At 62.7% G+C, this 14926-nt stretch carries 11 protein-coding genes; 7 read left to right on the top strand and 4 right to left on the bottom strand.

Features of this window, described 5'->3' with window-relative positions:
- The first annotated feature begins 120 nt into the window (after nt 1-120).
- Nucleotides 121-1794, top strand: a complete 1674-nt coding sequence (locus tag VJ464_15260; protein ID HKQ06492.1) for a GWxTD domain-containing protein — start codon at nt 121-123, stop codon at nt 1792-1794.
- Between the two features lie 221 nt (nt 1795-2015).
- The gene (locus tag VJ464_15255; GenBank protein ID HKQ06491.1) at nt 2016-3050 is read left to right on the top strand and encodes a rod shape-determining protein; all 1035 of its coding nucleotides are present in this window, start codon (nt 2016-2018) and stop codon (nt 3048-3050) included.
- 134 nt (nt 3051-3184) lie between these two features.
- On the opposite strand, the gene VJ464_15250 is transcribed toward VJ464_15255, so the two are convergent.
- Complete coding sequence (locus tag VJ464_15250) at nt 3185-5734, bottom strand: PIG-L family deacetylase (GenBank protein HKQ06490.1); 2550 nt, start codon at nt 5732-5734, stop codon at nt 3185-3187.
- A gap of 170 nt (nt 5735-5904) precedes the next feature.
- Between VJ464_15250 and VJ464_15245 the strand changes: the two genes are divergently transcribed.
- The 5 genes from VJ464_15245 (at nt 5905) to VJ464_15225 (ending at nt 11615) form a co-directional block, all read left to right on the top strand.
- Nucleotides 5905-7242, top strand: coding sequence for an adenylate/guanylate cyclase domain-containing protein (locus tag VJ464_15245; GenBank protein ID HKQ06489.1), 1338 nt, complete (start codon nt 5905-5907; stop codon nt 7240-7242).
- Between the two features lie 161 nt (nt 7243-7403).
- Nucleotides 7404-8249 carry a GNAT family N-acyltransferase gene (locus VJ464_15240; protein ID HKQ06488.1) on the top strand — a complete coding sequence of 282 codons (846 nt, stop codon included), beginning with the start codon at nt 7404-7406 and terminating at the stop codon, nt 8247-8249.
- 12 nt (nt 8250-8261) lie between these two features.
- Nucleotides 8262-9053 carry a lysophospholipid acyltransferase family protein gene (locus tag VJ464_15235; protein HKQ06487.1) on the top strand — a complete coding sequence of 264 codons (792 nt, stop codon included), beginning with the start codon at nt 8262-8264 and terminating at the stop codon, nt 9051-9053.
- The gene (locus VJ464_15230; GenBank protein HKQ06486.1) at nt 9032-10840 is read left to right on the top strand and encodes a VTT domain-containing protein; all 1809 of its coding nucleotides are present in this window, start codon (nt 9032-9034) and stop codon (nt 10838-10840) included. The genes VJ464_15235 and VJ464_15230 overlap by 22 nt, the downstream gene beginning before the upstream one ends.
- Nucleotides 10841-10931: 91 nt before the next feature.
- Nucleotides 10932-11615, top strand: a complete 684-nt coding sequence (locus tag VJ464_15225) for a hypothetical protein (protein ID HKQ06485.1) — start codon at nt 10932-10934, stop codon at nt 11613-11615.
- Nucleotides 11616-11685: 70 nt separating this feature from the next.
- On the opposite strand, the gene VJ464_15220 is transcribed toward VJ464_15225, so the two are convergent.
- The 3 genes from VJ464_15220 to VJ464_15210 all read right to left on the bottom strand — a co-directional run bounded on the left by VJ464_15220 (nt 11686) and on the right by VJ464_15210 (nt 14867).
- Nucleotides 11686-12099: a DoxX family protein gene (locus tag VJ464_15220; GenBank protein HKQ06484.1), complete on the bottom strand. Its 414-nt coding sequence runs from the start codon at nt 12097-12099 to the stop codon at nt 11686-11688.
- A gap of 102 nt (nt 12100-12201) precedes the next feature.
- Nucleotides 12202-14391, bottom strand: a complete 2190-nt coding sequence (locus VJ464_15215) for a molybdopterin cofactor-binding domain-containing protein (GenBank protein ID HKQ06483.1) — start codon at nt 14389-14391, stop codon at nt 12202-12204.
- Nucleotides 14388-14867, bottom strand: coding sequence for a (2Fe-2S)-binding protein (locus VJ464_15210; protein HKQ06482.1), 480 nt, complete (start codon nt 14865-14867; stop codon nt 14388-14390). The genes VJ464_15215 and VJ464_15210 overlap by 4 nt, the downstream gene beginning before the upstream one ends.
- Nucleotides 14868-14926: the final 59 nt, after the last annotated feature.

Raw genomic sequence — 14926 nt, 5'->3', positions numbered from 1 at the left:
CCGGCAAGACTTGACCGGCGCAACCGGTGGCCCATAAACTATTTAGTCAGGTTACAGGCATCCGCTTATCCGAACAGACTTCAGGAAAGCTTCAACCGTTTGCTGAAAGGAGTAGTGACTATGAAGCGTGAGGCGAACCTCTTCGACCGGATCGTCGGCACCGCATTGATGTTAATGCTGCTGGCGGGGACGATCCCCGCGGCGCTGACGCAGGACAAGGAAGAGAAGAGAAAGCAGAAAGAGCCGACCGCTAAACAGAAGGCCGAGCTCAAGAGCGTCTATAAGAAGTGGCTCGACGAAGACGTGCTCTACATCATCACCGATGACGAGCGCAAAGCCTTCAAGGCGCTCAAGACCGACGAGGAGCGCGACCAGTTCATCGAACAGTTCTGGCTGCGCCGCGACCCGGACCCGGACACGCCCGAAAACGAGTACAAAGATCAGTACTACGAGCGCATCCAGTACGCCAACGAGCACTACACTTCGGGCATCGCCGGCTGGCGCACAGACCGCGGGCGCATCTACGTCACCTTCGGCAAACCGGACGAGATTGAATCGCACCCGTCGGGCGGCACCTACGACCGCCCCTCGTATGAAGGCGGCGGCTCGACTTCGACCTACCCGTTTGAAACCTGGTGGTATCGCTACATCGAAGGCATCGGCTCGGACATCGAGATCGAGTTCGTTGACCCGACCGGATCGGGCGAATATCGCATCGCCCGCAGCCCCGACGAAAAAGACGCGTTGCTCTACGTTCCGGGCGCCGGGTTGACGCTTGCCGAACAACTCGGCATGTCGAATAAGAGCGACCGCATCGGCGGCTATGCCGGGATGGGCGGTCAGAACCGCCAGATCTTCGGCACCCGCGCCAAAGATCAACCCTTCGAGCGCCTGCAACTGCTCTCAGATTTGCAGCGCGCCCCGGCGACGCGCTTCCCCGACCTGCGCGTCAAGGCCGACCTGCCGGAGATCGCTTCCGACATTCTGCCGTTCAGCGTGCGCACGGACTTCTTCCGCCTCGGCAACGAGACGGTCGCCACCTCGTTCACCATTCAGTTCGACCACACCGACCTGGCGTTCAAGAACCAGGGCGGCATCTACTCGGGGCAGATCAACATCTACGCCAAGCTGACAGGGCTGTCGGGGCGCAGCGCCGGGTCGTTTGAAGACACGATCCAGACCGGGCGCTTTGCCGAGGATCAGTTGCCGGTGGCGCAGGCGCAGAAATCGATTTATCAAAAGAACGTCGCGCTGCCGCCGGGCCGTTACAAGATTGACGTCGTGGCGCGCGACATCACCAGCGGCAAGACAGGCATCCTGCACCACTCGTTCGAGGTGCCGCGCTATCAGGAGAAGCAGTTGGCAACCAGCAGCATCATCCTCGCCGCTTCGGTCGAATCGCTCGACAACCGCGCCATCCCTGTCGGCATGTTCATCATCGGGCGCTATAAGGTGAAGCCTTATGTCAGCTCGATCTACAAGCCCGGCATGAATCTGGCGATGTTCCTGCAAGTTTATGACGCCGAGATGGATCAGGCGACCTTGCAGCCGGCGCTCAAGGTCGAATACATCATCTCGAAGGGCGGCCAGGAGATCGTCCACTTCACCGAAGATGGCAAGAGTAAACAAAGCATCGTTGACCTCAAGGGCCAGCAGCTGGTGCTGGCGCGGTCAATCCCCATCGCCGATAAACTGGCCGAGCCCGGCACCTATACGGTGACCGTAAAAGTCACCGATCTGGTGACGAATCGCGTGGTCACGCCGACGGCGCAATTCACCGTCTCCGGCAAGTAATCGGATGAATGTGGCGCAAGCTGTCAGCTTGCGCACGGGCTCGCGCAAGCTGTCAGCTTGCGCCACATGGCCGGGCGGGCGCGCTGCTTGCCCGGCTTTTTTGTCGCCATTTTCTGCGCCCGGCCGTGACGCGGCAAAGGCCTTGAAGTTTGTCTTTGCGTTTATCACGCGCCTTGCTATTATCACACAGCAACTTCGACCGAATCGTTGGGTTAAGTGTAATGAATATCTCATTAGGTAATCTATTTACGGAAGATTTGGCGGTTGATCTGGGCACCGTCCACACGTTTATTTATGGGCGCGGGCGCGGCATGGTGGTTAACGAGCCGTCGCTGGTCGCCATTGATCGCGTCACCAATCAGGTGATCGCCGTCGGCACCGAGGCGCTGGAAATGCTGGGCCGCTCGCCGGAAGATGTCGAGATCGCTTACCCGATGCAGTCGGGCGTCGTCGCCGATTCCGACCTGGCGCAGGAGATGCTCAAGAAGTTCGTGCGCAAGGCGCGCGGCGGGCGGGCGCGTTTTTCGCGGCGCATCATCCAGAGCGTGCCTTCGGGCATCACCTCGGTCGAACGCTTCGCCATCCATCAGGTCGTCGAAGCGGTCGGCGCCAGCCGCGTTTACTTGGTCGAAAAGGGGCTGGCTGCCGCGCTCGGCGCCAAGTTGCCGGTCGCCGAGATGAACGCGTCGATGGTAGTTGACATCGGTGGCGCGACGACTTCGATTGCGGTGATCGCCAAGGCGGGCATCGTCGAATCCGAGACCCTGCGCATCGGCGGCCTCGACATGGATCGCGCCATCGCCAGCCACGTTCGCCAACACCACCACGTGCTGATCGGCGAGCGCACCGCCGAGCGCTTGAAGATGGTTCTGGGGTCGGCGACCGATCCCGTCGAAGACCACAAGAGCGTCGTCAAAGGCCAGAGCCTCAGCGAGGGCGGCCCCGAGGTCATCGAGGTTTCATCCGCCGAAGTCCATCAAGCCATCGAGCCGGTCATCAAGCAGATGGTCGAAGTCGTCCGCAACGTCCTCGAACGCATTCCGCCGGAGGTCGCCGGCGATGTCCACGACACAGGCATGGTGCTGACCGGCGGCCTTGCGTTGCTGGCCGGCCTGGACGAGCGCATCACCCGCGCCACCCGCCTGCACGTCGCCGTCGCCGAAAGCCCGCGCCAGTCGGTGGCGCGTGGCCTGATCGCGCTCTACGACCAGCCGCTGCTGCTGCGCCGCATCTCCCGCAACATCGAGCTGAGCTGACGCCGACCTGCGGTCAGGAAGGCAAAAGGCAAAAGGCAAAAGGTAAAAGGCAAAAGGTCGGCAGGGGATTAAATAGATAGCTTGAGGCTATTGATTATTCCGGCTCCTTCATTTTTGCCTTTTGCCTTTTGCCTTCACTGGGGCTTGCCGACCTTTGGCAGGCTGACGAGGTTTGCCAGCAGCCGATAGGCGCCAGGCACCCCGGCTCGCCACTGACGATTGAGGCTCAAGGTCGTAAAGACGAACCAGCCTTCGCCGGTTCGCGACACCAGCAACGTGCCGCGACTGGCCTCTCCGCCCGGATCAGCGGCCTCAAGCAGCGGCGCGTAATCGGTCGCCCAGGCGCGTGGCACAAAGGCCGCACGCTCCGTCACCCAGCCCTCGAAATCTCCCGCCGCAATCACGTTCGGTTTCGTAAGCAGCGGGTGCGCGCTGTCGAGCAGCTGTACCGGCGCGCGCTCTGCCGTCAGCCGATCTTCAGAGAGCGTCAGCGTGAACGGCGCAAACGGCGCGCGCAATAGATTGAAATCACCCGCCTGCTGTGCGAGGACGACGAGGTTGCCGCCCGCCCGCGCATAACGCAACAGACAATCATTCAGGCCGACCAGCTCGGGCCGCGCCGCGTAGGCGAAATGATCGACGATGATCGTGTCGAGCCGCTTAAGCTCGTCGCAGCCCGACGCCAGGTTTTTGTCAGACGGATTGCCGTGCGCCATGCGGCCCACGCGCTCTGCGGCGATTTCTTCGTACGCGACGCCGAGTTGATCGAGCGCCGATGCAAGCGAGCGGTCGGGGCCGCTCAGGATGCCGACGCGCAACGATTCGGCCACCGCAAAATTGATCGGCTTCACGGCAATCTTCGCCGCGCCGAGCGATTCGGGCGGTGCCGGTTTGTCGCGGCGGAATTCGAGCAGGAGGTCGGGCGCGAGCGGCGGCTTGAGCAGCGGCAGCCGCAGCCGCAGACGGACATTCACCTCTTCGTCTTCGCGGGCGAACGCCACGCGCAGCGGTTCGTAAGCTTCGTCACTCACGGCCAGCGGCACAATCCATAGCGCGCCTGCGAGCGCCCCCGGCGTGCGATTGCGCAAACGCACAGGCAACTCGACCTCGCGCGGCGTCTCCCAGTCCTTGATCAGCGCAAACGGCACGGTGGCAATCTCGACCAGCGGCGCGACATCGAAACGCGCCAGCGCCGCAATCGGGATCGTCACCTGAGCGACGGCGACTTCCGCCGTCACCAACAGGCGATGGCCGAACGGCTCGCCGGGCAGTGCGCCGGGCAGCGTCGTGCCCAGCGGGTAATACTCTTCGTCGAACAGGTGCGCCTCGCGCGGCAGGCTCAGGGGCGCGCCTTTGGTGTCGTAAGTGAACTCGTGTGTCAGCGCGCCGCCGGCCACAACCTGCGTCGGTTCGGTCGTCGCCAGCGTCACATTGGCGCCGGCAAAGCCCAACTGCTCCGGCGCATGAAAAGCGATGGCCAGTGGTTGGCTGCTGCCGTTGTTGAAGGTTGCATGAATCGTCAGCTTCTCTCCGGGAACGACGACCGCGTCGGTGGCGCTGACGTCGAGCGACACGCCGAGCGCCAGCGCCAGCGCGCGTTCCAGCGTCTGTGTGAAGCGGAGGACGCGGAAGAACTCTGCGCCATAACGCTCGCGCTGCGCCGCTTCGTCGCCTTCAACCCGTTTTTCTAACAGCCGCTCGCTCAAGGCGGCGACAAGGCGGTCGCGTTGGCCGATAGATTCGAGCAAAGGCAGATCGCCGACGCGCGGCGGTGCGACCCCTGTGCGCACTTTGTCGGGCAAGGGAAGACCGTTAAGCAGATCGCCCGGCGACGTTGGCGGGTCGTCAGTGGCGAGTGCCAGCTTGTAGGTGCTGGTTAAGCGGTCGGGCGTCAGCCGGTCTTGATGCCCGCCGTAAGAAACGAGCTGTTGATGCGCGATCAATCCAAGCGCGGCGTAAGAGCGCCCACGCGCCCCGTTCATTTCTGCCAGATTCAGGGTGACGCTGGCGTCGTCTTCGCTGCTTCGCCGGAAGAGCCGCCGCGCCTGCCAGACCTCAGAACCGGCTTCGGGAGCCATCTTCGCGTTCGCTGCGGCATCGAAGGCGTCCGTGGCAAGGCGCGCCACCGCCTGTTGCCGGCCATCGGCGGATTGCCCGCCGGCGTTCGTCAGCATTACGTCGGGCCGCGTCAAACGGATGGCGCGCACCAATCGGGCGAGCGCGTTGTCGCGGCCCCAGGCGCGCAGGGTTTCGCTGGCCGATGCGCTCGGCCCGAAATCGGCGAGGTTCAGAAAGAACGCGTCGGCGCCAACGGCGCGTGCCAATTGCAAGGCTTCGCGCGTGCGACGCATGCCGAGCGCGTTGCCGCGGTCAGCGACAAAAGGGCTATCGCCGCCTTCGCCACGCGTCGCGAAGACGATGACGACACGCGCGCCGCGTTGTCGCCGCAAAAAGGCGAGTGCGCCTTCGTCTACGTCGTCGGGGGCGGCGGCGACGAACATCGCCGAGAATGGATTCGCCAGCTCGCGCAATGTCTGGTCGAGCGCCACCAGGCCGCGCTCATCTTCGAGCATCACAACGGCGTCGGGTCGCCGTGAAGCAATGGGTGGAACGCCGGCGGTGAAGGCCGGCGCGTTCGCCCGCAAGAGCGCCGCCATCATCGCCATCAATAGGAGTCGTCGCATATAGGAAGAGTTTGCAGGCGGGCGCGACGAATCTGCAAGGCGGCGCGGCACCCGCCATTCGGGATGATCTGTACAGGCGTCCGAGATATGGGTAGAGTACAGCATCGCGCTCGCCTCTCAGGCGAGCCGGTTGAGCGGCAGTTGGCCACAAGCAGATGCAACGCGACAGCATGTTTCAACGCAGGCAGGGACCCCTCGACCGGCTCTTCTCGGCGGTCGCCGGCGACCCGCGCTTCTACTCACTGGAACACCGCCTGTTCAACACCATCAGCCTGCTCAATGGCATCACCAACATCGGCGGCGCGCTCTTTATCGTGGATCGTCGCAACTACACTTTCTTGTTGTTGCTGACGCTCGGAACCGGCCTGCTGTTCCTGGTCTTCTACTACGTCTCCAGATTTCGTCATCATTATCGCGCGCTCTACTGGCCCTTTGTGTTGTTGATCGCCGCCTTCTTATTTCTTAACGCGCTGCGCAACGCCGGCTCGATGGGCGGCGCCCATTACTATTTCATCCCGGCGCTGGTGATCGCCGTCGTGCTGTCGCGCCGCCGGCTGACGACCGGGCTCGCGATGCTGCTCTTCACGCTGGCCACCGCCGCCCTGCTGCTGATTGAGCGGCGCTATCCCGAATGGGTAGCCGCCCCTGCGAGCCCGAATGAACGGCTGGTTGATATCCTCGTCAGCCTGCTCTTCGTGCAGGTCTTTACAGGCGTGCTGGTCATGCTCCTCGCCAAAAATCTCAACCAGGAGCGCAAAAAGACCGACACTTTGTTGCTGAACATCCTTCCCGAAAGCGTCGCCAGAGAATTGCAGCAAAACGACCGCGTGCAGCCGCTCGATTATGATTGTGCCTCGGTCTTGTTCACAGACTTTGTCGGTTTCACGCAGATTGCCGAAAGCCTGACGCCGCACGAGCTGATCGAAGAACTGGACACCTGCTTTCGTCAATTTGATGAGATCGCCAGCCGTCACCGCCTCGAAAAAATCAAAACCATCGGCGACGCCTACATGGCAGTCGGCGGCATTCCGCAAGCGAACCACACGCACGCGGTTGATTGTGTGCTGGCGGCGCTCGAAATCACCCGCTTCATGGCGAAGCTGCGCGAAACGCGGATGGCGGCTGACGGCGATTACTGGCAACTGCGTCTCGGCATTCATTCGGGGCGGCTGGTGGCGGGCGTCATCGGGCAGCAGAAGTTTGCCTATGACGTCTGGGGCGACACCGTGAACACCGCCAGCCGGTTAGAGTCGTCGGGCGTCGCCGGGCGCGTCAATATTTCGAAAGCGACCTACGAACGGGTGAAAGAGTTCTTTGACTGCGAATACCGCGGCGCGGTTGCGGCAAAGCACAAGGGCGAGATCGAGATGTATTTCGTCAATCGCATCCGGCCTGAGTTATCGCGCGACGAGGCGGGCCAAACCCCTGGCGAAAAATTTTACGCGCTTTATGAACGGATGAAGTCGGGCGAAGCGCCGGCCAAGCGCGAGCCTTCGCGGGCAGAGTAGCGGCGCCCAATCAACCCGGCCTGTCCGCCGCCTGGAATAATCATCACCTGCCCGGCGATATAGATTGTGCAAGGCGCTTCTTCGTTGTAATCTGCTGAAGATTGATGGCAAGGCTGGGAAGCATTCCGAGCTGTCGGGTGATCACCTGCTCAGGAAACACAATGCGAACAGTGATCAACGGATCAGACGTGGTCGAGGTGTTGGCGGAAGGCCCTGCCGCCGTGAAGGCCGAGCGCCTCTCGGCCGAGCCCGCCAGCATCCCGGCTATTGAGATTGTCGAGGGCCGTTACGTCGTGCGCTTTGCGCGCACCCGCGAGGAGATTGACGCGGCGTTGCGGCTGCGGTTCGAGATCTTCAACCTTGAGATGGGCGAGGGGCTTGCCGCCTCGTTCGCGACGGGCCGCGACGTGGACGAGTTCGACGAGTCCTGTCATCACCTCATCGTCATCGATAATGAGAAGCGCCAGGTCGTCGGCACCTATCGTTGTCAGGCCGCCGAGATGGCCGCCGCCAGAGGGTTCTACTCGGCGGGCGAATTCGATCTATCGGGGCTGACGGCAGAGGTGCTGGCGGACGCCGTCGAGCTGGGCCGCGCCTGCGTCGCCCGCTCGCACCGCAACACGCAGGTGCTATTCCTGTTGTGGAGGGGGCTGGCCGCTTACGTCGCCGCCAGCCGCAAGCGTTACCTGTTCGGCTGTTGCTCGCTGACCAGCCAGGACGAGCGCGAGGGCCAGCGCGTTTTCAAAACCGTTCAAGCTGATGGCTGCCTGCATCCGCGGTTGCGCGTGCTGCCGCGCGCCGGGTTTGAGTGCGCGGCGAATGAGGCAGGCGGCGACCCGGCAGCCGAAGTTCATATTCCGAAGCTGTTCAGAATCTATCTCCGGTTTGGCGCGCGGGTCTGTGGCCCGCCGGCGATTGATCGCCTGTTTAAGACGATAGACTTCCTGGTGCTGTTCGACATGGAAGAGATGGGCGAGCCGTGGCGCCATCTCTTTTTCAGAGCATGAAGCGGGAGATTGATGAGTCGTCTGCGCGCGGCAATACGAGGCTTGAGCTTGGGCTTGGTGACCGGTGGGCTATTCGCTGCTCTGATGGTCGGCATGGCGCTATTGTTCGCCTTCCGCAGGTTGCGGCTCAGGTGGCGCGGCTTGATTTTTCGTCGGTGGTCGAAGGCCGCGGCATGGCTGCTCAACGTAAAGATTAAGACCGATGGCGTGCCGCCGCGCCCGCCATTCTTTCTGGTCGCCAATCACCTGAGCTACACAGACATCTTTGTCATCGCTTCGCAGGCGGATTGCCGCTTCGTCGCCCGCCATGACCTTGCCGCGGTGCCGATGGTCGGCTGGCTGTGTCGCGGCGTCGGGACGATCTTCATCGATAGAAGCAAGCGCCGCGACATTGTCCGCGTCGGCGGTCAGGTTGAGAGGGCGCTGGCCGAAGGCAGCGGCGTCGTGATCTTTCCCGAAGGCACCAGTACGGCAGGCGCGACCATCCTGCCTTTTAAGCCCGGCTTGCTGGAATTGGCTTCCAGGGCCAGTTTCGGGGTCTCTTATGCGGCGCTCAGTTACCGCGTGCCGGCGGGCGACGTGCCGGCGCACCTGTCGGTGTGCTGGTGGGGGAAGCGGACTTTTCCCGGCCACCTCTGGGGACTCTTGCAACTGCGCGAAGTCCACGCGACGCTCCGCTTTGGTCGAGAGCCGATCCGCGCCACCGACCGCAAGGCCCTGGCCCGCCAACTGCACGCCGCCGTCCAGCGGGAGTTCATTCCGGTCGTCAACGGAGAGCAAGAATGTACCGCCGCCATCCCATAATCAAAGGCCACATCAGCGCGCGAAGGCAGCGAATTAAGTTGCTGGCGCGGCTCGCGCTTCTGGCGTGCGCGTACGCTCTCTTCTTGCTGTACAGCACGGCTGCGATGGCTGCCGCTGATGTCGCGCGCGATGTGCAGGCGAGCTTGCCTTTTGGGCCGACGATCAATCAGCAGGGAATGTCGAGCGCGGTCTTAATCCTTCTACTGGCGGCTTCGACGCTGATCAGCGAAGACCTGACGTGCATCGGCGCGGGTCTTCTGGTGGCGCAGGGGCGGATCGATTTTCTGGCCGGCGCCTTTGCCTGCTTTTTCGGCATCTTCGTCGGCGACCTCCTGCTGTTTGTCGCTGGCCGCTGGCTGGGCCGGCCCGTGTTGCAGCGCGCGCCGCTGAAATGGTTCATTCGCGCCGAGGAGGTCGAGCGCAGCTCTGCCTGGTTTTCGAGTCGCGGGCTGATGGTGATCTTCGCCAGCCGCTTCGTGCCGGGCGCGCGGCTGCCGACTTATTTTGCCGCCGGCCTGCTCGACACCAGCTTCTGGTGGTTCGCCTTGTATTTTTCGCTCGCCGGCGTGGTCTGGGCACCGTTGCTGGTCGGCCTGTCAAAGGTGCTGGGCGGCGAAGTGATCCGGTCTGCGCTAGTGCAGGGGCAGGGGGCCTTTATTAGAGTGCTGGCAGCGGCGTTGATCGTTTTCATCGCCGCCAAGCTCGTCGTCAGTTTGTCGAGCTACAAGGGGCGGCGCTTGTTGCTTGGCCGGTGGCACCGCCTGCGGCGCTGGGAGTTCTGGCCCGCCTGGGTTTTCTATGTTCCGGTGATCGTCTACGTCGCCTTTCTGGCGTTGAAGCACCGCAGCCTGACGCTCTTTACCGCCGCCAATCCGGGGATCATTGCCGGCGGCTTCGTCGGCGAGTCGAAGATTGACATTCTCAGGCAGCTTTCCGCCTCGGCGGACTTTGTGGCTTGCGCCACATTGATCGAGGCGACGCTTGATGCCGAAGAGCGCATCGCGCGGGGCCGGTCTTTCATGGCCGGGCAAGGGTTGAGCTTTCCCGTCGTGCTGAAGCCCGACGCCGGCCAGCGCGGTTCAGGCGTGGCGGTGGTCAGGACAGAAGCGGAGCTTGCGGCCTATCTCAAGGGCTCAACGGTGGCGACGATCATTCAAGAGTACGTGCCGGGCGTGGAGTTCGGCGTTTTCTATTATCGCTACCCGAATGAAGCGAAAGGGCGCATCTTCTCGATCACTGAAAAACGCTTCCCGGTGGTCACCGGCGATGGCCTCTGCACGCTCGAACGCCTCATCCTGCAAGACCCGCGCGCCGTCTGCATGGCGCGATTCTATCTCGATAAACAGCGCGAGCGTCTGGCCGATAGGCCCGCTGCCGGCGAAGCTGTGCAACTGGTCGAGCTGGGGACGCACTGCCGGGGCGCGATTTTTCTGGACGGCGGCTGGGCGAAGACCGCCGAGCTAGAGCGCGCCGTGGACGAGATCAGTCGTGGCTTCGAGGGATTTTACTTTGGGCGCTTCGACGTGCGCGCGCCATCTGTGGAGCAGTTTATGCAGGGGCATGGCTTCAAAGTCATCGAGCTGAACGGCGTGACCTCGGAAGCGACTCACATCTACGACCCGCGCAACAGTCTCTTTGCCGCATACCGTGTGCTGTTCGAGCAGTGGCGGCTGGCGTTCGAGATCGGCGGCGAAAATCGCCGGCGCGGCGTTCAGCCGACTACGTTGCGCGCGCTGATCGGATTGCTCGCCGAATATAAAGAGAGCGCCCGGCACCATCTGACTTGAGCGAATGCCTGAACCGATGCAACCGCCTGTAGCCCTGTCTGCGAGGTGGCTCGGCCTTCTCGTCGTCGCCTCGTTATGCATACTAGCCTGTTTGACTGAAACATCTGCCGCTCACGGTCTTGCGGCCCATTCCCGCGCCGCCTCTAACGGGTCGCCTGCGGATTTAGCGGCTCAACAGGTTGATGCGCAAACGGCAAAACAGCGCACCGAGCGGCTGGTCAATGAAATTCGGGCCGCGGCTTACCCTGAGCTGCGCGGCACAGACGTTCAAGTGCGGCACTTCAAAAGCGAATCAGATTACTTTCGCGCCCGCTTCGCCTTGCCGCAGTTTTTGACCGGCAGAAAGATGCGCTACCTGATCTTCGCCAATCCCGACGTTTTCACTCGCGAAGCGCCCGATGCCGCGGTGCGCGCCATCATCGCGCACGAGCTGGCGCACGTCCTGTACTACAGTCGGCGAAATCGGCTTGAGCTGCTCGGGCTCGTGCGGCTCGCCGGCAAAGGCTTCACCGCGAGCTTTGAAAGGTGGGCGGATTTACAGGCCATCAAGCGCGGCTATGGCGCGGGCCTCAAAGCCTATCGCCAGTGGCTCTATCGCCACATCCCTGCCCGAAGCCTCGGCGAGAAACAGCGCGATTACTTCTCACCCGAAGAGATCGACGCGATCCTGTCGGCGACGCAAACGCGGCCCGAGCTGCTGGCTTACTGGCTCAAGCACGTCCCGCGCGATCTCAGGGAGATACTCGCGGCGCAAGGGGGAATCGAGAAGCGTTGAACGGCTTCGACAAGAGGATTGCCACAAAGACACAAAGCGGGCACAAAGTTTTTCGTCTTCCTTCGCGACCTTATGCCCGGCGGCTGAACCACATTTTGCCGACCACCGGAATCTCGGCGCGGCGCAGCAGCAGAATAATCACGCTGCTGATGAAGACCGTTACCGCCAGCGCGAACAACAATCCGCCGTCGCCGCGCACGACAATGCCGAGCTTGGTCAGGTGGCTCATGATCGCGCCGCTAGCGGCGGCCAGCGCCAGCAGCGCCCCGAGCGTGACCGTCGAAGGAATGAGCAGCAGAATGACGGCGATCAGCTCAAGGACGCCCGAAGCGATGCGGCCCCACGGCTCGGCGCCGACGGTCGTGAAGATGTATTTCGATTCTTCCGCGCCTGTGAATTTGAAGAACAGGGTTTGAAACAGAATGACCGCCACGGCGATCTGTAACACCCAGCTAATGATGCGTTGCGCTTTCGTCAGAGTCATTGACCGACCTCCTGATTAGAGTTGACGGTTGTATAATCCCCGACGCCGCGCCGGATATTCCCAGGCTCCCCGAAACGACGGAAGCGGCTCATCAACCCCGCGTCATCCTGATTGCCCGTTAAGCGCCAATGGCAGTGAGCGCAGGCGCTGGCCGGTGGCATCGAAGATCGCGTTGCCGACCGCCGGCGCCAGGCCGACAATCGGCGTCTCGCCCGCGCCCGCCGAGGGCAGGTCTTTGCGGTCAACCAGCACCACGTCAATCTTCGGCAGGTCGCTGAAGCGCGGCACGCGGTAACGCGAGAAGCGCGGATTGGTAATCTTACCCTGCTCGAATTCGATGGCCTCGAACAGCGCGCCGCCGATGGCCATCACAATCGCGCCTTCGATCTGGTTCTTCAGATGATCGGGGTTGACGATTGCGCCGCACTCAAAGGCTTCGACGACGCGCACCAGCTTCACCTTGTGTGTCTGCCGATCCACGGCGACTTCGGCGCAGGTGGCGACGTAGCCGCCTTTCTCGAACCCGCAACTGAGGCCGACGCCGTGATCGGGCGAGCCTTTTGCCTTGCCCCAGCCGAAGGCAGTGGCGGCGGCCTGCAAGACGGCGCGCTGGCGCTCGTCTTTGATGTTCTTCAGGCGGAATTCGAGCGGGTCGATCTTCAGGCTGCCGGCCATCTCATCCATGTGTGTCTCGCGGGCAAAGTGATTCGCCGTCGCCGCAAGCCCGCGATAAGACCCCTGGCGCAAGGGCGATTGCGCCGGGTGAAAGGCGATCTTCTGATTCGCAAAGTCGTACTTGTGCTGAATGCCCGACGGGCCGGAGTTGATGTTGTGATACTCCCAGGCGGTCACCGTCCCGTCATGGCGCACGCCGCTGCTGATGTCGATGACGCCCGCGGGGCGGAAGTAAGCCCAGGTGAACTCTTCTTCGCGCGACCATACCAGCTTCACAGGCTTGCCGGCGGCTTTGGCCAGCCGCGCCGCTTCAAGCGCCGCATCGCCCGTGTGCTTGCCGCCATAGCCTGATCCGGTGTCGGGGACGATGACGCGCACGCGCTCTTCGGGAATGCGGAAGGCTTCGGCCAGCTCCGTACGCACGCCGAAGGGCCGCTGCGTTCCTGTCCACACGGTGAGCTTGCCGTCCTGCCACTCAGCGACGGCGGCGCGCGGCTCTAGCGGCGCGTGCGCGATGTAGGCCACCGTGTACGTCTGTTGCAGCCGCTTATCTGCCGCTGCCAATCCGTCGGCTATCGAGCCGCGCACAGTGGCAGAGTTGCCTTCATTGCCTTGCGCCTCGGTCTTGTGAGCTTTCAGGTAATCGAACAACTCGCGGCTCGACGGTTGATCGGCAGATTTCCATTCGGCTTTGATTAGCTTAACCGCCTGCGCGGCCATCGCCGCATCCGTTGCGGCGACGCCGATGAAGTTGCCGTCCTTCACGACGGTAACGCCAGCCAGCGCCTCGGCGGCTTTGCTATCGGCAGAAACCAGCGTGGCATTGAAAGCCGAGGGGCGCACGATTTTGCCGTACAGCATGCCCGGTCGTTTCATGTCGGAAGTGTATTTGTGCTTGCCGGTCACGAAGTCGCGGCCATCAACTTTGTGCGCGGATTGGCCGGCGACCTTCCACTTGTCTGCGGGCGTCGTCGGCACGTCGTCCGAGATTTGCTTCATGAGCTTCTGACCGTGCGCCAACTGGCCATAGCTCAACGACTGTTTTGTTTTGAGGTTCGAGATGTTGCCACCGTCAGCGACGAGCGCGCTACGGTCGGCTTTCATCTGCTCGGCGGCGAGGTCAAGCAACAGCTCGCGTGCCGCCGCCGCCGCCGCGCGGAGCTGCGGGGCCATCGTCGGCGTCGTGCGGCTGCCGAACGTGCCCATGTCATAAGGCGTGAGGTCTGTATCGCCCATCACCAACTTAATCGAAGCCATCGGCACGCGCAGCTCTTCGGCGACCGCCTGCGCAAGCGACGTGCGGATGTCCTGGCCGACTTCGACCTTGCCGGTGAAGACCGTCACCGCGCCGTCTTCGCCGATGTGCAGCCAGCCGCCGATTGCTTTGGGCTGCGAGGCGTTGGGGCCGCGGCGGCCCGATTCGCCCGCCTGGCGCGCGCCGCCCTCTTGACCCAGAGCGCCTTTCAGCGTGAAGACGATGGCCACGCCGCCGCCGAACAGCTTGAAGAATTCGCGGCGGGCGACGTTGAAGCGGTAAGTCGGCGCGGCGAATAATTCGAAGCGTTCCGGCTCGATTGAGATTTCGATGACATCGGGTGATTTAAGCTCGTTGCTCATCTCGCGCCTCCCTTCATCTGCCGCGCGGCCCTGGTGATGGCGGCGACGATGCGCGGGTAGGTGCCGCACCGGCAGACGTTGCCTTCCATAAAGCGGGCAATCTCTTCTTCGCCCGGGCTCTGGTTCTTACCGAGCAAGGCGACGCCCGACATGATCATGCCCGACGTGCAATAGCCGCACTGCAAGGCGTCAAGGTCGAGAAACGCCTGTTGCAGCGGGTGCAGCCGCCCGTTGCTTTCCAGGCCCTCAATGGTGGTGATCGGCTTGCCCGCCGCCGCGCCCACCTGGGTGATACAAGAGCGCGTCGGCACGCCGCCGATCAGCACCGTGCAAGCGCCGCATTGTCCTTCGCCGCAGCCGTACTTGCTGCCGGTCAGGTCGAGGTCGTCACGCAGGACGCTCAACAGACTCCGGTCAGAATCCGCGTTGACCTTGAGCCTCGACCCATTGACGTTTAGCTCTGTGATTTTGGACATGGCTCATCCTTTACATGCTTTCGGGTTTGTTAAAGCATAAAGGATTTTGCCGGCGCAAT

It is taken from the genome of Blastocatellia bacterium (assembly GCA_035275065.1).
Lineage (GTDB): Bacteria > Acidobacteriota > Blastocatellia > UBA7656 > UBA7656 > DATENM01.
Note: the sequence above shows the minus strand (reverse complement) of the source record. Positions and strands in the feature narration are given on the sequence as shown.